The organism is Leuconostoc sp. JNUCC 76 (assembly GCF_053667755.1).
In genome coordinates, this window is record NZ_CM132206.1 from 299044 (window position 1) to 317597 (window position 18554).

The window sequence follows — 18554 nt, forward strand, 5'->3', positions numbered from 1 at the left end:
AAGCTAAGCAGGATTGCTTGGCTTTTTTTATTTTAAATTAAGTTTTGATAATTTGTTTTCTTGTTCAATAATGAAATGACATAAATCGATGTCGTTAATACGTATGGGATGTTTTTTTAGGAATTTATTATATAGGAAAGCGATACGCGGTTTGAAAATCAATGTGTTTGGTGCGGCCAAGTCATCGCTGAGCAATTGATAACTGCGAATTGCATATGTGATGAGTGTATGCTCCTTTTGCCATTCTTCTTCGCTTAATCCATGTTCTTCGTTAAATAAATGTTGTCGTTCTGCATAACCTAAAGCTTGTTGAAAACGATTTAAATTATTAGAGTCAATAGAAGATTCAGGACCGATGGCAATCATTGTTTGTTTAAAACTTTCAATTGCTTCTGTACTGGCTTTTTTTGTCAATTCAAATCGTTGAAAAGAAATGCCAGATTTTGTTTGTCTTTCTTCATATTTATACCATTTTTTATTAGTGAGGAAGTAAGGCGTATGATCCAATAGTATGACCTCCTTTATTTATTTCTGCGAAATCTTGCTATTAATTGTTTCATAATTGATTCATCAGAATAAGATAGCACATTCTTTGCATAAATACCTTGTCCAAACCATAAAAGTATAAAGAGAGCAACGACAGATAGTAACAATGCACTAATTGCTGCAGGCCATCCCTCAGTATGGGTTACGAGACGAATTGGCATCATACTTTGAGAGGCAAATGGTATATAACTAAGAATGCGAACCAAGAGATTGTTTGGCATTTGAGTCATGACAAAGCTAAACACATATCCGACCATAGCAATCATTGAAATAGGTTGAATAGCTTGTTGAACTTGTGCATTATCGTTAATTAGTGAAGCAATCATCGATGTTAATACTAAATAAAGTGCAACAGACACAAGAATGAAAGCTACTGCATAAACGATAAATGCTAATGTTACGCCACTTAAGTTAGATGCTATCGTTTTTACGATACTGTTTTCTTTAACAAGCATGAAAGCGGTAAATCCCGCTATAATGTAGATTAGCAGATGTGTGACTACCAAAGCAAAAATACCAATAATTTTTCCAAAGTATTGCACACGTGCTGAGGTCGCTGCCAGTAGTATTTCCATAATACGTGATGATTTTTCATTGGCAATCGCATTAGCAATCATTGATGTATACCACATGACAATAACCAGAGTGATGATACCAATTGCACTGGCTATCAATTGGTTAGCACTTTCAGTATTGCCGCTATTAGTGGATTGCTTTGCTTGTTTGACAACACTTTTCAAGTTATAAGGTTGCACTAAATCAGCAGTTTGTTGCGCAGTTAGGCCATATTGAGTAGCTTTTTGGGAACGTGATAAGTTGCCTAATATAGCAGTAATTTTTTCTTTTGGAATCTGTTCACTTTTAGGCTGTGTGGTAATTGTGGCTTCATTTTTGTTGATGCTCAACACACCATCTAACTTTTCATTTTGCAGTGCTGTATTGGCTTTATTCTTATTAACTATGTTGGAAACGTGGATGTCTAATTCTTTTTCCGATTGCACTAAAATACTGCGGACTTCTTGGTTGCCAACAACAGCAATATTAGGTGTTGTATTGCCTTGCATTTTGGTAATACCAAATATAACTGCACCGGCTAAAGTAGCGAAAATCAGGGGTGAAAGCACAAGCATCCAATAACCACGTGATTTAAATTGGCTGAGAAAAGTGTCTTTAATAACAATAAAAAGTTGATTAGTCATGAATAGCGACCTCCTGGCGGAATATGTCATCGAGTGTTGGTGGTTGTTGGCTGAAGGCGGGGATGTAACCATTTTTTGTAACGAGGTCAAACACACGGTGCCCAGCTTCCTCTTCTGCCAAAATTAAGTCATAGCCAACACCATGTGGCGTAACTGAGGCAACGCCATCAATAGCTTTTAATGCTGCACTTGAAGTAGGAGATTCCACATAGACGCGTGTGCGACCAAATTGTTCACGGATATTTTGAACGGGACCTTGGAGAACGATTTTTCCACGTTTTAACATAGTTAGATCGTCAGAAATCTTTGTCACGTTGTTCATGTCGTGACTTGAAAAAATAATCATTGCACCATTGTCACGTAAGCGTATAATTTCATCCATCATTAAGCTTGTATTGACAGGATCTAAACCAGAAAAAGGTTCGTCGAGTATGAGTAGACTGGGTTCAAAGATTAATGAAGCAATCATTTGAACTTTTTGTGCGTTTCCTTTGGAAAGTGACTGCACTTTATCAGTCACTTTACCAACGACATCAAGGCGTTTCATCCAATCTTTCAATGCAACGCGGGCATCTGATCGTTTCATACCGTGTAATTCTGCAAAGTACAATATTTGTTCTTCAACGGTCCGCTTTTGGTATAGACCACGTTCTTCGGGCAAGAATCCGATACGTTGTTTATCGTTTTGGGTAATAGGTTGGTCGTTCCAAGTGATTGTTCCTGATGTTGGTTTGATGAAGTTTAAAAGCATACGGAAAGTGGTCGTTTTGCCAGCACCGTTTTGCCCAATGAGCCCCATTACTTTTCCTTCGGTAAGCGTCATATTCATATTAGAGACAGCAATGTTTTGTCCGAACTTCTTGTTCAGATTAGTCAGTTGAATCATATTTTTATTCCTTATAATATTTTATTTAGTAGATATCGCACACCACTATTGAACAAATAAATTAAGACAATTAAGAGATATAGATATGCAGCTTTTCGGTCCCAATAAAAAGTTGCCCAGCAAATAGCAATATAACTTACAATTAGTAACATAATAAAAGTTATTGTATTTGCGCGGTGATTAATTTCTTGTAGTCGTTCGTCTGTTGCTTTTATTTTGCTTTTGTGTAGATACTTACGATTATGAAATAGTATTCTAGATGTAATTATGGTACCGATACCTCCGCCCAGTACACCTGATGAAAATCCATGTAGAAAACTTCGTGAATTTTGTGATTTTTGTAAACTTGCTAAAAGCATTGTAATAGCAACAGCTACTATTATAGTCATAGTCCAAAAATTGACTTGATATTTTACTTTTTCACAATATTCATCGTCAGTTATTCCCGGTTTTGGTGATGCGAATAGTTTATTAATCATTTTTCTCCCCCTCAAAAATAAAGACATCTTCAATCGGTAAGTCAAAGAACTTGGCAATTCGATGTGCCAAAAATAAAGAGGCATTATATTTACCTTTTTCTAGTGATATCACGGTTTGACGTGTTACTTCAAGTTCAGCAGCAAAATCTGCTTGTGTCAATTTACGTGATTTTCTTAGTTCTTGAATACGATTTATCAAAGTACGCCTCCTATAGTTTGGCTATTCAACAAAAATAGTATAGCGTACTTTACATTGAAAGTAAAGTTTTGCTTACATTTCGAAAAGGTTGCAATTATAGAAAATAAGAACTATAACTAAAGTATAGAAAAGGGGGCCGAAACATGGCTGATGAAAAATTTGAAACATTGGATCTTCCAATGAGCGAAGTCTTTAGTTGGAGTGAGGACAAAACCCCACTACGCGATGCATTGTGGAATCATTATATGGACACAAGCAATAAAAATACTTTGGAAACTTTGAAGCACTTGAAGGCTTATGAAGGAATGAGTTCTGATGAAGTTAAGCTCGAAGCTGAAAAAGTACTACAAAAGGCATAATTCAGAAAAGAGGTTAGTTTTAATTTCTAATCTCTTTTTTTGTGCTCAAAAACCATTGACGGAAGCTGGTTTTTTCGGTATACTTAATATTTGTTATGGCGCTATGGTCAAGTGGTTAAGACGTCGGCTTCTCAGGCCGAAATCGAGGGTTCGACTCCCTCTAGCGCTATTTAGCATTTCATGGCGTTGCATAAGGTTTCAAAAACCCTATGCAACGCCTTTTTTTATTTGCAGAAAAGGGAGAAAATCGTATCCCTCTTTTATAATAAAAACGAAATCATGTGTGGTGATATATTGTGGGGATATCACCTTTAATTAACGGTTGTGTGCCTGAGTATAATAGATGTTATCAAATCTTCAATACATATTAGTAATGATATAATTTATGAATTACAAACGTTGAAAAAAGAGTTGCGTATTTTTTATGGATAATAGAACCAAATGTGGCATTTTTGAAAAATATAGTTTAAAAGATGCCATTTAGAATATTTCGAATAGGTGCGATAAATATGGAGAATGTTCAAGAAATAATTTATTTTTTAAATAATAATTAATTTATTATATCTGTTCAGTTCCATGAAAGTAGTAGATAGTACAATCAAAAGAAACGAAATGAGTAATACTATGGAATTTTTGGGATTAATTATTAGCTTTGCTGATGAACTATTTGATGTAGACGATGATAAGCCATTTGGCTTTAAATTTTGGCTGTCTATATTTGTATGGTTAGTTATGCTTAGTGGGTTTATAGTTGTAGCTATAGTATTTATAATTTTATTTCCAGCTATGTTTTTAAAAATCCTAACTACTATTTGGCTTGCGGTGATGGGTATAGAAATATTGCTAGCATGGTTTTGTTATTATTCTGGTAAACGTGTAGTAATATGGGCATTTCAAATTAAAAATAATATACAAGCACACTGTAAGTAAGTGTTGCATCAATTTTTAATAAATGATATATGATCTTGGAACAGCGGTCTATATTTAAGTTAGATCGTTATTTATTAATTTGATTAACCAATGCCGATTGGATTACTTTTATTTATACTTAAAAACCTGTACACAAAAAGCCTCTGATTAATTTTAGGATTTTTTTACTATATGATAAATATATAAGATGGCGGCATAGGTGTTCCTTACGTGCTTAAATCCAACTATGAAAAAATAATGGCGATAACCACCACTGCCGTTCTCAGTTGAAATGTTTTACGTTTGGTATCTATCTTGTTCAAATTATATTGCATTCTAAAATTTTCGTCTTCTGATTCATTGTCAAAAGTTTGTTAAATATAACAACATATGAAATATAGTGCGAGTTAAATTAGTTCTGTTCAAGCACTAGTACATCATAAAACTATTTCTTCCTAATATTATTGAAAAAGCTCAACCAATATAGTTATTGGTTGAGTTTTTTATATTCATTTGATATGAATATACGAACAAATGGTAATAATCTTTAGAACTAATAGATAGGATGTATTTAGTTTAGTTGTGCATTGTGAACAAATTTAACATAATTATTGTTTAATTGATTTATAACGTGTATGATGTATTTTAACACCTAGATAATTTTATAATTAAAATAATGTTATTTAACCGGTTAATAACTTTATAAATTAATGTATAAAATACTATTCTTTATTAGGTTCTTGTAATTTTAATTTCATCGATGAAATAGGAGGCGTTTTATGAATGATTTTTTTCAACCACACCTTATATGGGAATATTTGCCTGATGTATTGTCAGCATTACCGACAACGCTGTTGCTTACTCTAGTATCAACAATAATTGGCGTAATTGTCGGCGCAGGCATTGCATTTGTCAAAATGGAAGATACACCAATATTTAAACAAATTGCTGTGGTCTTTACTTCATTTATTAGAGGAACACCAATTTTGATACAAATGTTTTTAGTTTATTATGGACTGCCTATGTTTCTAGGATATGTGGGCATTAACACAGACGATGTCAGCCCATTGATCTATTTATTTATTACATACGGATTGAATATGGCGGCTTTTCTTTCGGAAATCATTCGTGCCGCATTGGAAAGTGTGCCAGCAAGCCAACGTGAAGCGGCTTTAACTTCAGGTTACACAAAGCGCCAGATGTATTTTAAAATTATTTTCCCTCAGGCAGTCATTATTGCGGTGCCAAGTTTTGCGACAATGGTTATTTCCCTGCTACAAGATACATCATTGGCATTCACAATCGGTGTATTAGATGTTGTTGGCAAAGCCAAAGCATTGGGTACGGCAACCTTTCATACAGTTGAGGCTTACATTAGCGCCATGATTATATTTGTTATTTTAAGTTTCATCTTAGAAAGATTCTTCCGCTGGATTGAAAAGCGCAGTAACTTTACGTCACGCAAAACAGCAATTTTGGCTAATAATCCTGTAATACCAGTGATTGAGACACCAAAAACAACTTAATATATACGCAAGATGTTGATAAATGAGAAGAGAACTAGAGGAGTAATATTATGCAGAACAAAGCAAGTCGTAGTAAGGGCCTATGGATTGGCATTATTGTAGTCGTGGTAGCAGTTATTGCGGTTGTATTATTACACAATAATGGAAAAAGCAGTGGATCAGCTTCTAAAGTGCAGACAATTAAAGTCGGTTCTGGTAACGATGCCCAACCATTTGCTTATTTAGATAAAAGCGGAAAACCAGTTGGTATGGATATTGCTTTGATACAAGCCATCGATAAAAAGTTACCACAATATAAATTCAAGCTAACACTATCTGATTTTCCTACGTTAATCACAAACTTGAAGAGTGGCAAGACAACAATGGCGTTGAATCAAATTGAGCAAAATACAGAACGAAAGCAAGACTTTAAGTTTGGAAGCGTTGGTTATACTGTCTGGGATACCTTGTTAGCTACAAAGAAATCAACCGGCGTTTTGAACTCATTTGCTGATGCCAAGGGAAAGAAACTTTATGTCACTAATTCAACGAACCAAGCAACTTTAACAGACGCTTACTTGAAGAAAAATGCTAATGCATATTCAGTTGTACGTGGAACCTATACAATGGAGCAAGTTGCGCAGGGAATCAATTCTAACCAGTTTAACGTTTACCCAGCTCCTAAGTATTCAATTGATTTGTTGAATCGTCAATTCAAAACAAACTTAGTTTATGGAAAGGCTGTCAACCATTCTAATGCATATCCAATGTTTAATAAGAAAGCAGATCCAAAATTGGTTAAGGCTGTTAACAAGGCAATGGAAGAGTTGAAGAAGGATGGCACAATTAAAAAGTTGAGTAATAAGTGGTTAAAGGGCGATTATGTGCCTAAGGATTAATGGAGGATTTCAATGAGCTTTGATATTGGATTTATATTTCAAGTGGTAGTTAAATTAATTCCATACATCCCCATCACGATTTACATGGCGTTTGTTAGCTTAATTATTGGCGGATTATTAGGATTAGTCATCGCACTAGTACGACACTATAAAGTGCCGGTGTTATCACAGTTGTTTACTATCATGATTACCATTCTTAAAGGCGTTCCCTTGATTTTAGTTTTTTTACTTATCTTTATGGTTACTTCCCAGAACTTTAATCGTGTGGCTAAAGCACTAGGATGGCATATGCACTATGGTGATTTACCAATGAGCATTCTAGCAATTATTGGTTTATCCTTGATGGCAATGGTTGGTCTGAGTGAGGCATTTCGAGGTGCTTTTGAGTCAGTGAAAACTGTTCAATTTGACGCTGCACGATCGCTTGGTATGACTAACTTGCAGACAATTCGTCGTGTGCTAATACCCCAAGCTTTTCCGGTTGCCTTACCAATGATTATTAATATGTTGATTAACCTAATTAAGGGTACAGCAATTGCATCATTAATTTCTGTGGTTGAAATTTTCTCAACGGCAACGCAAGCCGCTAGTTCTAACTATAAATATTTTGAAGCTTACATTGCTGCGGCAATTATTTACTGGTTAATGACAATTGTTATTGAACGGGCTGCTGTTCTATTAGAAGGACGTATGGATAAAAAGACAAGGAGGGCGTAATAATGATTGAAGTTAAGGATGTCCATAAAAGTTTCAACGATAATGAGGTCATTAAGGGCGTTAGCTTGTCTTTAAATGAGGGTGAGGTGGTGACTATTCTAGGTCCATCTGGGTCTGGAAAAACAACCTTCCTACGTTGCTTAAATTTTTTGGAAACAGCCGATTCGGGATCAATAATGGTTAATGATGAGCAAGTTACGTTTGGTCAAGCAAATGCAAATGATATTTTACAGTTGCGACGACAAATGGGGATGGTATTTCAAAACTATGCGTTGTTCTTAAACAAAACCGCAAAGCAAAACATCATGGAACCTATGGTTATTGTTCATGGATTTAGTGTTAAAGAAGCTGAAGTGCGTGCCGCTGAATTATTGGAGGCTGTCGGTTTACCAGATCATGGTGATTATTACCCAGCACAATTATCAGGTGGACAAAAACAACGCATCGGTATTGCACGAGCATTGGCAGTTCACCCAGCGGTATTATTGTTTGATGAACCAACAGCGGCGTTAGACCCAGAGCTTGTGGGCGAAGTGCTTAAAGTCATGAAAGGGGTTAAAGAAGCTGGTGTAGCAATGATTGTAGTGACACATGAAATGCAATTTGCGTACGAAGTGAGTGACCGAGTTATTTTTATGGCCGATGGCGTGATTGTGGAGGAAGGAACACCACAACAGATATTTGAAGCACCAAAAGAAGAACGAACAAAAGCATTCTTAAACCGTTTTACAGTACAATAAGCGATTAATAATTTCAAAGGAGACTGCGTAATATGTCAGAAAAGCGTTATGAATTTGCAACACGGGTAGCAGGATTGCTCCCAAATCCTTTGCGGGAACAAGCCAAACATGTTCAAGAGGCTGATGATTACATTAAACTAACTTATGGTTATCCTAGCAATCAGGCTTTTCCTGTTGAAAAGTTGGCCAAAGTTTCTGAAAAGGTTTATCGTGATCATGCATTTGACTTTATGCAGTATGGTGAAACCGAAGGGATTCCGAGATTACGAGCACAAATCAAAGAAAGGTTAGCAAAATACCAGTCCTTAGATGTTGAAAATAATGATGTTTTGATTACTTCTGGTTCGACGCAAGGAATGGATTTGGTTTTTAAAATATTTGTGAATGAAGGTGATATTGTTCTAACTGAAGAACAAACATTTGTTGGCGCAGTTAATGCGATTAAATCTTACGGGGGCACAGTGCAAGGATTACCGTTTGATTTCGCGGCTGAAAGTATTGATACATCAGCCTTGAAAGCTACACTTGAAGCGGATACAGAGCATAGGATTAAAGTATTGTATCTAATCCCAACTTTTCAGAATCCGATTGGCACATCGATGCCACTTGAAAAGCGGCAAGAAGTATATGATATTTGTCAGGCACATGAAGTCATGATTTATGAGGATGATCCATACGGTGATTTGCTGTATGCAGAAAAAACAGCCATTCCAAAAATTAAATCATTTGATCAGACGGGTAATGTCATTTACGCAGGTTCTTTTTCAAAAATATTAGCGCCAGGATCACGTTTGGGATACTTGTTAGCACCAAAAGTCGTGTTCGAAAAATTAGTTTTGATGAAACAAGTTGCCGATTCGTTTGCTAATTTATATTGGCAATATTTGGCCAGTCAGTTGATAGACGATTACGACTTTAATGAACACATTGATTACTTACGTCAGCTTTACAAGGAAAAAATGGACACAATGATTTCATCGTTAGCCCAAAAGTCTGATGATAATATGAAATTTGTTGTACCAGATGGTGGTTATTTCATATCAGTTAAACTAAATGATGATATAGCAACCGAAGTCTTTTATGACGAATTGGAACAGCGGCATATCGGTGTCATTCCAGGCAATATTATGAGTGCAGCAGGTAGTGGATATGAGCAATACTTTAGATTAAACTTTACGTTACCCACATTATCTGAAATAAAAACAGGTATTGAAAGAATTTCTGAGGCAGCAGCAGCGGCAAAACAAACTAAGTCCCCAGTAATTTGAGAGACGGTCATATGAAAATACTATTTTTTAACGTCTCAGCTGTAGAGAAAAATATTATCGATGAGTGGGCTGACACACAACTGATTTCTGTTAAAACGCTACCTGTTTCGATTAACTACGATAACATTGACTTAACTCGCGATTTTGATGCTGTTATTTTTTATCCAGGAAAATCTTTTCAAACTGACGAAAAATTATATGCTCGATTGGCAGAGAATGGTATGAAACAAATTTCTGTCAAATCAACAGGTTATGATAATATTAATTTCGGATTTGCTGAAAAGTATCACCTGACAATAACTAATGTTCCTGATTATTCGCCAGAATCTGTATCGCATTTTACAGTGATGAGCGTGCTCATGTTGTTACGTAATTTACCGCGATATCTTGATAGCCCAGAAACGACACAACGAAAAGAGTTTATGGGAAGAGAATTGACAGAAGTGACCGTGGGCATATATGGTGCTGGTCGATTGGGCAGTCTTGTGGCTAAGACGTTGAAATTCATGGGTGCACGGGTAATGATGAATTCTCGTAGTCTGAAGCCGGAGTTAATTGGATCAGGCATAGAATTTGTTGATTTTAAACAGTTATTAGTTGAAAGCGATGTGTTGAGCATTCACGTGCCACTAAATAAACAAACTTTCCATAAATTTGACTTTGATAATCTTAGTTTAATGAAACAAAATGCCATATTAATTAACACAGCTCGAGGTGAGATAGTTGATACATCAGCACTGATAACGCACTTACAGCAAGGAAAATTTCAAGGTTTGGCACTTGATGCATTGGAAGATGAGGATACGAAAGGATTTGCAACAAATCCCTATTACCAGTCACTTCATAAATTTGAGAATGTATTGCTGACACCGCACATTGCGTATTTTACGAAGGCAGCTGTTCGGGATATTGCAATAACCGCATTAGAAAATGCGCGTGATATCGTTATTGAAGGTAAATCAGATAATACTGTTGTACAATAGGAGGTAAGCAATGAGTTTTATTGAAATTAAAGATGTACACAAGTCCTTTTACCAAAATGAAATTTTAAAGGGTATTGATCTAACCCTGCATAAAGGTGAAGTTATTGTTATCTTGGGCCCATCAGGCTCTGGTAAAACAACTTTCTTACGCTGTTTGAATACACTTGAAAAAGCAGACAAAGGACAGATTAAGATTGATGATGTGACAAAAGATTTTACAGTAAAAGATCGTCAAAATACACGAGACCTAATTTTGAAGACAGCGATGGTTTTTCAAGGGCATGCTTTATTTGGTAATATGACGGTATTGCAAAATGTGATTGAAGGTTTGATTCGTGTGAAAAAAATGAATCGCGAAGCGGCCACAAAAATTGGGTTGTCAACTCTAGAAAGAGTTGGGTTATCTGACCGAGCAAGTTATTATCCTGTTCAACTCTCTGGTGGGCAACAGCAGCGTGCAGGGATTGCTCGAGCAATGGCAATGCAGCCAGAATTATTATTGTTTGATGAACCAACTAGTGCTTTGGATCCGGAATTAGTTGGTGAAGTTTTATCCGCTATGAAAGAGTTGGCACAAGAAGGGCACACGATGATTGTCGTCACACATGAAATGCAATTTGCTTATGAAGTGGCAGATCGGGTATTGTACATGGAAGGTGGCGTTGTGGTAGAACAAGGTCCACCAGAAGAAATATTTAATGCACCAAAAGATAAGCGGACTCAACAATTTTTGGCACGACTATCGGGTAAAAATTTTGGAGAGCCAGAATTGGTAAATTCATGATGCAGAATAATCAACAAAGTTTGGACAAAAGAAAAGGCGCAGTCAGTACTCAAAGCAGAGATACTGATCAGCGTCTTTTTACCAAGGATTTTATAATTTTAATGATGATTAACTTCTTGGTTATGACAGCAGTCACTACCCAAATGGGTACGTTGCCACTTTATGTAACGCATCTAGGTGGTAATTCGATTATGTCGGGATTAGTTGTCGGTATTTGGGGATTGGCTGCTCTTTGTGCGCGAATTCCAGTTGGCAAGTTACTGGACACATACGGTCGGAAAAAATTAATTTTTATTGGGTTAGCAATTTTGATGGCTGATTTCTCTATGTTGATTTTTTATAGTACAATTGTTAGTCTAATTGTTTTAAGAGCGCTACAAGGAATTGGTAATGGTACCCAATCTACGTCGGTTGCAACTATGGTAGCTGATAAGTTACCGAAGCAAAAGCTATCAATTGGTTTGGGATATTTTAGTATATCGCAAACTTTACCAGCTGCCATTGGTCCTGCAATAGGGTTAGTTGTTGTTGAGAATTTTGGATTTCAATCACTTTTCTATTTTAGTTTGTCATTGATTTGTCTAGCTTTTGTTTTATCATTTTTCGTTAAGGATAATTATACTCATGTTGAAGAAGCTAAGCATGTAGCAGATGAGAATACAGGCTTTCTTGATTTAATTCGTCTAAAAAGTGTTTGGGTGCCAAGTCTAATTGTTTTTGTGGTCTGTTTCGCAAATGCTGCTGTTACAGCGTTCTTAGTCCAATTTGGTGAGCAAAAAAATTTATCAGCGACGATTGTTGGGTTTAGCTTTACTATGCAGGCGATTATTGGTGCTTTAGTTCGTGTTTGGTTTGCGAAGCTATATCTATACTTTAGGTCTTATGTGTTAGTAATAGCCGGTATATTAATGATTGCCTCAGCCTATTTTATGATTGCTTTTGGTGCAACAGTGGAATGGTTAGTTTTGGCTGGTGCTTTGAATGGATTTGGGTTTGCATTACTTATTCCGTTGATGAATGCAGTGGTTTTGAAGAATGTTTCCTCAGCACAACGTGGTCGGGCAACAGCAATTTTTTCCTCTGGTACGGATGTCGCTTATGGCTTAGGGGCCTTTATGTGGGGTGTAGTTGCCAATTTTATCGGTTTTTTTGGAATGTATTGTCTCACGGCCACATTGGTCATTGCAACTTTGTTGTTAGTAATCACCCATAATCGTTTGTTAAATGAATAAAAAGAGAAGAGGGCGGTACCATGTTCCGAGGTGTTGTTTAAGTTGACAGTGTTCGGATTTTTCACGTACAATAGTAAAGTATCAAATTACCATTTTCGTGGTAATTTCAACATGAAATGGTCGATACGTTGCTAGAAATGGAGAAGAAACATGGCAAATGAAAAACATCCTGCAGTATGGTATGAACACCTTCATACTGAAAAGTATACAGGTGCTCGACGAGGTCGTATTCACACGCCACACGGTACGTTTGAAACACCGATGTTTATGCCTGTTGGCACACAAGGTGCAGTGAAGGGTGTGGGCACGCGTGAATTAAAAGACATTGGTTCACAATTCATTTTAAGCAATACATATCATCTATGGGTGCGTCCAGGAGATGAATTAATTGCTGAAGCAGGCGGTTTACATAAATATATGGGCTGGGATCAGGCTATCTTGACTGATTCTGGTGGCTTTCAAGTTTTTTCATTATCCGATGCACGTAAATTAAAAGAAGAAGGCGTAACTTTCCAGAACCATGTTAATGGTGACAGAATGTTCTTATCACCTGAAGTAGCCATGCGGATTCAAAACAACCTCGGATCTGACGTCATGATGCAGCTAGACGAAGCCATTCCTTATTTTGAAACTTATGATTATATTAAAAACTCAATGCAACGTTCATTACGTTGGGCTGAACGTGCTAAAGTGGCGCACAAAAAGACAGATACACAAGCTTTATTTGGTATTGTTCAAGGAGCAGGGTTTAAAGCATTAAGAACGGAGTCAGCTAATAATCTTGTGGACATGGATTTGCCAGGTTATGCGGTCGGCGGTTTGTCGGTTGGTGAATCTAAAACTGAAATGAATCGTGTATTGGACTTTACCATGCCGTTGTTACCAGAAGATAAGCCACGTTATTTGATGGGTGTGGCAGCCCCTGATTCATTAATAGATGGTGTTATGCGCGGTGTTGATATGTTTGATTGCGTCTTACCAACTAGAATAGGGCGCAAGGGAACGTTGATGACACGTTACGGTCGCGTTGTCATTCGAAATTCAAAATATAAAAATGACTTTACACCATTAGATCCTGATTTAAGTTATTACTCATCAAATCCCATTCGTAAAGAACAGTTTGGCAACTTAGCACAATATGATTTACCGGACTATAATCCATTTAAAACTTTAACTCGTTCTTATTTACATCATTTATTCAATGCTAATGAGTTGTTGGGGGCGCAATTGGCCTCAGAACATAATTTGCGTTTCTTATTACAATTTATGGAAGATATGCGCACTGCTATTGAAAACGATGAACTATTGGCTTTCCGTGAAACTGTTATGGAAGAATATGGATATAATAAGCCTAATGCACGATTATTCTAAGTTTGGTATAATAATAGTATTAGCAAAATGAGTAAAAGTTACTGTGAAATGAAACACGTAGCTAAACTCGCTTAGGAAAGTAGGAGTTAGAATGTCATTGAATTTGATTTTGCCATTAGTTATTATTGTGGCAATGTTCTGGTTTATGTCACGTCAGCAAAAGAAGCAACGTGAACAACAAAAAAATATGCAAAATAGTTTGCAAAAAGGTAGCCAAGTTGTAACTATTGGTGGTTTGCACGCAGTTGTTGATAGCGTGGATAACGCTGCAAAGACTGTTGATTTAGATGCTGAAGGTGTTATTTTAACATATGAATTATCAGCTATTCGTTCTATCAGCAATCCAGTAGATACTGGAAAGCCAACTGTGGCTGATATTACACCTGCTGATAAGGTTGAAGAAACAAGTGAAAAAATTACTGACGATGCTGAAAAACCAGCAGATGACAAGTAATATATAGTGGCAGTATAATAAAAGGAAGCTTACGCTTCCTTTTATTATGGAGAAAATATGAAAACAATCACAAAAGTTATGTCGGATGGTACAAAAATTGTATATGACGAATACGGTAATGATCAGTTGAATACTGTTTTTTTATTACATGGTAATGGTAGCTCAGCCCGCTATTTTAAACGTCAATTACCCAGTTATACAGCATACTATCATGTTATTGCGATAGACTCTCGAGGACATGGTCGCTCCACCAATACTAAAAAAACTATTGATATGGCAGATGTGGTTTGTGATATCGATGAATTGAGACGAGAACTGTCTATCGATAAAATAATCATAGTTGGTTATAGTGATGGCGCTAATATTGCATTGAAATATGCCGTAGAGAATCAGAATCATGTTTCCAGAATGGTTTTGAACGCACCTAATGTAACAGCAGATGGTGTCTATCGTATTTTATGGTGGGGGGATGCTATTGCACGATTTGGAACTGAAGTATTTTCACCAATTAGTCAGAAAGCTCGTCGCCGTCATATGCAACTACATGTCATGAGTGAACCATTGAATATTACACGGGCACAATTAAAGGTGTTAACAATACCGATATTATTTGTTATTGGGCAATTTGATATCGTTAAACGGCAACACATCGAAAGTATTTCCAAAATCATGCCGGTTGCCAAAGTTATGATTCTGCGTGGGCACGGGCACTTCGTAACATACACGAATCCGCGGAAGTTTGCACAGTTGATTACACCATTTTTACTTGGGGGAAAGAATGAAGGGCATTAATCACGTTTTATCAAAGTTAATTATATTAGTTATTACATTGGTGCTGATTACTCAGCTGTTCATTATGACACGAGAAATCACGTGGCAGGCAATTTTGTCGACAATGAATGATATTGCTTGGTGGCAAATGGTGTTGCTACTTCTAGCTGGATTTTTGGTAATCATGCCAACGTTATTTAATGATCTTATTTTGCGCGAATGGCAAGGCTACGAACTAACTACGAGTGAAATGTTGCAGCGTGCGTGGTTAGTTAATGTATTTAACTTAAATGCTGGTTTTATTGGTATCTTAAGTGTATTTTTACGACGTATTTTTTATAATGATCAACCAAAACAAAAGCCGATTAAGCCCTATATACAAATGTATATACTAGGTCAAAGTGGTCTGCTCTTCACAACTGTCATTGCTTTTGTCATTTTAATATTAGATGCCAATAAACAATTAACTGAACAATTAGTGTGGCTAGCCCTGTTTATTTTAGTGGCTATCATAGGGATAATTGTTTCCTTTAGTAAGCGGATAAATATTTGGCAAGGTTTGAACAGCACAGTTGTTACACGTTTTATAATTAACTCAGTTATTACACTGTTCGCTCAAGTGGGATTGTTTATATTAATAGGTCGTGTTATTGACATTGATATTGGTACTTCAGAAGTCATACTTAGTTTTATTATTTCTAGTGCAATTGCTCTGATTACCATGACACCCGGAACTTGGGGTTCGTTTGACGTTGCGATTATGATTATGTTGTCGTTTTTTAATGTAACTCGTGTGGATAGTTTTATTTGGCTCATATTATATCGTGTTAGTTATAATTTGTTTCCTTTATTGAGTGCAGTGGCTCTTTTGTTTTTACGTATTTCTAAACGAATTAATGCTAGTTTTCGAGGTGTGCCACATTATGTTGCTCAATCAGTTGTTCATCAATTTTTGATTATTATACTCTATTTATCTGGTATGTTGCTTGTTTTAGCAGGGACGATGCCTAAAGTTGCAGAAAAAATATTTGTTTTTAATCATCTACGCTCCTGGCCTGTCACATATACTTTAATCAATCAATTACCCAATATTTTATTTGGTTTTTTGATCTTAATTAGTGCACGTGGCATTGCTAATCGTGTACAACGTGCTTATGGGGCGACTATTGTTGTCTTATTGCTAGTAGCTACATACGTATTTTTCTTTTACCACTATATGGCATCGTTGTTTTTTATAGCCGTTATTTTGATAGCGGTGTTATTTAGTAAAAAGTCTCTTTATAGAAAGCAATTTATTCACTCTTGGGAAGAGCAGGTTGTGGATTTTCTGATTTGGGCGACGCTAATTATTAGTTATTTAGCTTTGGGCGTGGTCAATCTACCGCCAATTCATCGTCATTTTCGTCATGTTGGCAACATGCCATCCATGCATTGGTGGTATGTAGGTCTTATTATTATCAGTGTTGTTTCTATTTCTGGTTTAGCTTTGTCTAAATTTTTGCATTCACAGCAGATCCCGCTGGGTGTGGGGTTAGATGAAGCAAGAGTGAACAAAGTTCTAGCTATTGGTGATAATCACTACACTAATCTCGTTTTTTTGGGTGATAAAAGACTATATTTTTATCGAATTGATGATGAAGATGTTGTAGGTATTCAGTTTCGAATTATTAATAACAAGGCGATGGTTATGGGTGATCCATTTGGGAACGAAAAGTACTTTTCTGCTGCGATGGAGCAATTTGTAAACGAAGCAGATGTACTTGGTTATATGCCAGTTTTTTATGAAATTAGTGAAAACATTGCCATGATGGCTCATGAATTTGGTTATGATTTTTTCAAACTTGGTGAGGAAGCATTGGTTATTCTTGATGATTTTTCGACTGCTGGTAAAAAAATGCAGAATATTCGTTCAGAAATGAATCAAGCAACGCGTGCAGGTTTCAAATTCAGGGTATTAGAACCACCATTTAAGCATGACGTGTTGCAGCAAATGCAGCTAATTAGTGATGAATGGCTTGCTGGACGTGAAGAAAAAGGATATTCACTTGGATTCTTTGATGAAAATTATTTGCAGCGTAGTCCAATAGCTGTACTTGAAAAAGAAGGACAAATCGAAGCGTTTGCAACGTTAGTGGCTTCATATACAGAACAACAAATGTCAGTTGACTTAATGAGATTCACGCATGCTGCACCGAATGGTGTCATGGATGTTTTATTCGTCAACGTATTTGATTATGCTAAACAGCGAAACTTTAAAATATTTAATTTAGGTATGTCACCTTTGGCTAATGTTGGCCAGCATCGTCAAAGTTTTGGACGTGAGCGCTTGGCTAATTTGGTCTATCAATTTGGCTCAAAGGTTTATTCTTTTGAAGGATTGCATCATTATAAAAATAAATTTACCAAAGTTTGGCAACCTATGTACATTGGCTACTCAAGAAAAAGCAGCATTATTGCCGTTATGTTTGGATTGCTGAAAATAGACAACAAAGGAGTGAAACATGCACCAAAAAGCGATATGAGATATACTAGAAGCAATTAAAATAGGAGGAAAAACATTTAGAATTGCGTTATAATTTGCTAAATGTTCTGATAGTTAATGGCAATGCATCAATATTTCATGGGAATGAGTCAGCTTGAACTCATTAACCGAGCTCCAGGATTTTTTAAATACCAACCCCACAATGTAGCGGCACACTCATGGAAAGTAACCCAAATTGCTCAGTTTTTAGCTGATGTTGAAGAACAAAACGGTGCTCAAATTAATTGGAAATCAGTTTATGAAAAAGCCTTAAATCACGATTATACAGAAAGATTTATCGGTGACATTAAAACGCCAGTGAAATATGCGACGTCGACATTACGTTCAATGTTAGCTGATGTTGAAGAATCAATGACTGAAAACTTTATTAAAACAGAAATTCCTGAACAATTTCAAGCCGCATATACACGACGCCTAGGGGAAGGAAAAGATGATACAATTGAAGGCAAAATTTTATCCATTTCTGATAAAATTGATCTTCTCTATGAAGCATACGGTGAATTAGAAAAGTTTAACCCTGAACCCGTTTTTGTGAATATTTTTCAAAGTAGTTTGGAAGCACTAGCCGAATTCAAAGATATGGCCAGTGTGAAGTATTTGGCAAAAGAAATATTACCGGAAGTTTTTAAAGAAGACTTCATTCATAAGGATTTATTGTTTGACCTAGCTAAAAGTTTGTTACCTGATTTTGCCGAGGTGGTTAATAATTAA

The 18554-nt window shown here is 36.3% G+C and carries 20 protein-coding genes and 1 tRNA gene; 16 read left to right on the forward strand and 5 right to left on the reverse strand.

Annotation, left to right across the window (positions count from 1 at the left end; all coding sequences use genetic code 11):
• Positions 1 to 27: 27 nt before the first annotated feature.
• The 5 genes from JNUCC76_RS01725 to JNUCC76_RS01745 are packed head-to-tail and all read right to left on the reverse strand — an operon-like array spanning position 28 to position 3309.
• Entirely contained in the window at positions 28 to 507 is a 480-nt protein-coding gene (locus JNUCC76_RS01725) for a substrate-binding protein (RefSeq protein WP_454155279.1), read from the reverse strand.
• Between the two features lie 14 nt (positions 508 to 521).
• Positions 522 to 1745 carry an ABC transporter permease gene (locus JNUCC76_RS01730; protein WP_454155281.1) on the reverse strand — a complete coding sequence of 408 codons (1224 nt, stop codon included), beginning with the start codon at positions 1743 to 1745 and terminating at the stop codon, positions 522 to 524.
• On the reverse strand, positions 1738 to 2631 hold the full coding sequence (locus JNUCC76_RS01735; RefSeq protein WP_454155283.1) for an ABC transporter ATP-binding protein: 894 nt from the start codon (positions 2629 to 2631) through the stop codon (positions 1738 to 1740). Before JNUCC76_RS01735 ends, JNUCC76_RS01730 begins: the two co-directional genes overlap by 8 nt.
• An 11-nt stretch (positions 2632 to 2642) precedes the next feature.
• Positions 2643 to 3110, reverse strand: a complete 468-nt coding sequence (locus tag JNUCC76_RS01740) for a hypothetical protein (RefSeq protein WP_454155285.1) — start codon at positions 3108 to 3110, stop codon at positions 2643 to 2645.
• Complete coding sequence (locus JNUCC76_RS01745; protein ID WP_272204812.1) at positions 3103 to 3309, reverse strand: helix-turn-helix transcriptional regulator; 207 nt, start codon at positions 3307 to 3309, stop codon at positions 3103 to 3105. Before JNUCC76_RS01745 ends, JNUCC76_RS01740 begins: the two co-directional genes overlap by 8 nt.
• 143 nt (positions 3310 to 3452) lie before the next feature.
• Between JNUCC76_RS01745 and JNUCC76_RS01750 the strand changes: the two genes are divergently transcribed.
• The 16 genes from JNUCC76_RS01750 (at position 3453) to JNUCC76_RS01825 (ending at position 18554) form a co-directional block, all read left to right on the forward strand.
• Positions 3453 to 3668 carry a P8 family protein gene (locus JNUCC76_RS01750; protein WP_272204811.1) on the forward strand — a complete coding sequence of 72 codons (216 nt, stop codon included), beginning with the start codon at positions 3453 to 3455 and terminating at the stop codon, positions 3666 to 3668.
• A 97-nt stretch (positions 3669 to 3765) separates the two neighbouring features.
• Positions 3766 to 3837, forward strand: a tRNA-Glu gene (locus JNUCC76_RS01755).
• A gap of 407 nt (positions 3838 to 4244) precedes the next feature.
• The gene (locus tag JNUCC76_RS01760) at positions 4245 to 4598 is read left to right on the forward strand and encodes a hypothetical protein (protein ID WP_454155288.1); all 354 of its coding nucleotides are present in this window, start codon (positions 4245 to 4247) and stop codon (positions 4596 to 4598) included.
• 758 nt (positions 4599 to 5356) lie between these two features.
• Entirely contained in the window at positions 5357 to 6103 is a 747-nt protein-coding gene (locus JNUCC76_RS01765) for an amino acid ABC transporter permease (protein WP_454155290.1), read from the forward strand.
• A 50-nt stretch (positions 6104 to 6153) separates the two neighbouring features.
• Positions 6154 to 6981: an amino acid ABC transporter substrate-binding protein gene (locus tag JNUCC76_RS01770; RefSeq protein WP_272220595.1), complete on the forward strand. Its 828-nt coding sequence runs from the start codon at positions 6154 to 6156 to the stop codon at positions 6979 to 6981.
• Positions 6982 to 6993: 12 nt separating this feature from the next.
• Positions 6994 to 7698 carry an amino acid ABC transporter permease gene (locus JNUCC76_RS01775; protein ID WP_454155291.1) on the forward strand — a complete coding sequence of 235 codons (705 nt, stop codon included), beginning with the start codon at positions 6994 to 6996 and terminating at the stop codon, positions 7696 to 7698.
• Positions 7699 to 7700: 2 nt separating this feature from the next.
• Positions 7701 to 8438, forward strand: coding sequence for an amino acid ABC transporter ATP-binding protein (locus JNUCC76_RS01780; protein ID WP_454155293.1), 738 nt, complete (start codon positions 7701 to 7703; stop codon positions 8436 to 8438).
• 32 nt (positions 8439 to 8470) lie between these two features.
• A complete protein-coding gene (locus JNUCC76_RS01785) occupies positions 8471 to 9706 on the forward strand; it encodes an aminotransferase-like domain-containing protein (RefSeq protein ID WP_454155295.1) in 1236 nt (411 codons plus the stop codon).
• 11 nt (positions 9707 to 9717) lie between these two features.
• A complete protein-coding gene (locus tag JNUCC76_RS01790) occupies positions 9718 to 10689 on the forward strand; it encodes an NAD(P)-dependent oxidoreductase (protein WP_454155297.1) in 972 nt (323 codons plus the stop codon).
• 10 nt (positions 10690 to 10699) lie between these two features.
• The gene (locus tag JNUCC76_RS01795; protein WP_454155299.1) at positions 10700 to 11473 is read left to right on the forward strand and encodes an amino acid ABC transporter ATP-binding protein; all 774 of its coding nucleotides are present in this window, start codon (positions 10700 to 10702) and stop codon (positions 11471 to 11473) included.
• Positions 11470 to 12705, forward strand: a complete 1236-nt coding sequence (locus JNUCC76_RS01800) for an MFS transporter (RefSeq protein WP_454155301.1) — start codon at positions 11470 to 11472, stop codon at positions 12703 to 12705. The genes JNUCC76_RS01795 and JNUCC76_RS01800 overlap by 4 nt, the downstream gene beginning before the upstream one ends.
• Positions 12706 to 12855: 150 nt before the next feature.
• Entirely contained in the window at positions 12856 to 14076 is a 1221-nt protein-coding gene (gene tgt / locus JNUCC76_RS01805) for a tRNA guanosine(34) transglycosylase Tgt (RefSeq protein WP_454155303.1), read from the forward strand.
• Between the two features lie 91 nt (positions 14077 to 14167).
• Positions 14168 to 14530 carry a preprotein translocase subunit YajC gene (gene yajC, locus JNUCC76_RS01810; RefSeq protein WP_454155305.1) on the forward strand — a complete coding sequence of 121 codons (363 nt, stop codon included), beginning with the start codon at positions 14168 to 14170 and terminating at the stop codon, positions 14528 to 14530.
• A gap of 57 nt (positions 14531 to 14587) precedes the next feature.
• Positions 14588 to 15322 (forward strand): alpha/beta fold hydrolase, encoded by a 735-nt coding sequence (locus JNUCC76_RS01815; protein ID WP_454155307.1) that lies wholly within the window; start codon positions 14588 to 14590, stop codon positions 15320 to 15322.
• Positions 15309 to 17843, forward strand: coding sequence for a bifunctional lysylphosphatidylglycerol flippase/synthetase MprF (mprF, locus tag JNUCC76_RS01820; RefSeq protein WP_454155309.1), 2535 nt, complete (start codon positions 15309 to 15311; stop codon positions 17841 to 17843). Before JNUCC76_RS01815 ends, mprF begins: the two co-directional genes overlap by 14 nt.
• 57 nt (positions 17844 to 17900) lie before the next feature.
• Entirely contained in the window at positions 17901 to 18554 is a 654-nt protein-coding gene (locus JNUCC76_RS01825; protein ID WP_072613089.1) for a YfbR-like 5'-deoxynucleotidase, read from the forward strand.

Coding starts and splice junctions, on each gene's coding strand:
- yajC (WP_454155305.1), top strand. CDS start 14,168: ATGTCATTGAATTTGATTTTGCCATTAGTTATTATTGTGGCAATGTTC.
- JNUCC76_RS01785 (WP_454155295.1), top strand. CDS start 8,471: ATGTCAGAAAAGCGTTATGAATTTGCAACACGGGTAGCAGGATTGCTC.
- JNUCC76_RS01770 (WP_272220595.1), top strand. CDS start 6,154: ATGCAGAACAAAGCAAGTCGTAGTAAGGGCCTATGGATTGGCATTATT.
- JNUCC76_RS01765 (WP_454155290.1), top strand. CDS start 5,357: ATGAATGATTTTTTTCAACCACACCTTATATGGGAATATTTGCCTGAT.
- JNUCC76_RS01740 (WP_454155285.1), bottom strand. CDS start 3,110: ATGATTAATAAACTATTCGCATCACCAAAACCGGGAATAACTGACGAT.
- JNUCC76_RS01760 (WP_454155288.1), top strand. CDS start 4,245: ATGAAAGTAGTAGATAGTACAATCAAAAGAAACGAAATGAGTAATACT.
- JNUCC76_RS01800 (WP_454155301.1), top strand. CDS start 11,470: ATGATGCAGAATAATCAACAAAGTTTGGACAAAAGAAAAGGCGCAGTC.
- mprF (WP_454155309.1), top strand. CDS start 15,309: ATGAAGGGCATTAATCACGTTTTATCAAAGTTAATTATATTAGTTATT.
- JNUCC76_RS01735 (WP_454155283.1), bottom strand. CDS start 2,631: ATGATTCAACTGACTAATCTGAACAAGAAGTTCGGACAAAACATTGCT.
- JNUCC76_RS01730 (WP_454155281.1), bottom strand. CDS start 1,745: ATGACTAATCAACTTTTTATTGTTATTAAAGACACTTTTCTCAGCCAA.
- JNUCC76_RS01825 (WP_072613089.1), top strand. CDS start 17,901: ATGGCAATGCATCAATATTTCATGGGAATGAGTCAGCTTGAACTCATT.
- JNUCC76_RS01780 (WP_454155293.1), top strand. CDS start 7,701: ATGATTGAAGTTAAGGATGTCCATAAAAGTTTCAACGATAATGAGGTC.
- JNUCC76_RS01750 (WP_272204811.1), top strand. CDS start 3,453: ATGGCTGATGAAAAATTTGAAACATTGGATCTTCCAATGAGCGAAGTC.
- JNUCC76_RS01775 (WP_454155291.1), top strand. CDS start 6,994: ATGAGCTTTGATATTGGATTTATATTTCAAGTGGTAGTTAAATTAATT.
- JNUCC76_RS01795 (WP_454155299.1), top strand. CDS start 10,700: ATGAGTTTTATTGAAATTAAAGATGTACACAAGTCCTTTTACCAAAAT.
- tgt (WP_454155303.1), top strand. CDS start 12,856: ATGGCAAATGAAAAACATCCTGCAGTATGGTATGAACACCTTCATACT.
- JNUCC76_RS01790 (WP_454155297.1), top strand. CDS start 9,718: ATGAAAATACTATTTTTTAACGTCTCAGCTGTAGAGAAAAATATTATC.
- JNUCC76_RS01815 (WP_454155307.1), top strand. CDS start 14,588: ATGAAAACAATCACAAAAGTTATGTCGGATGGTACAAAAATTGTATAT.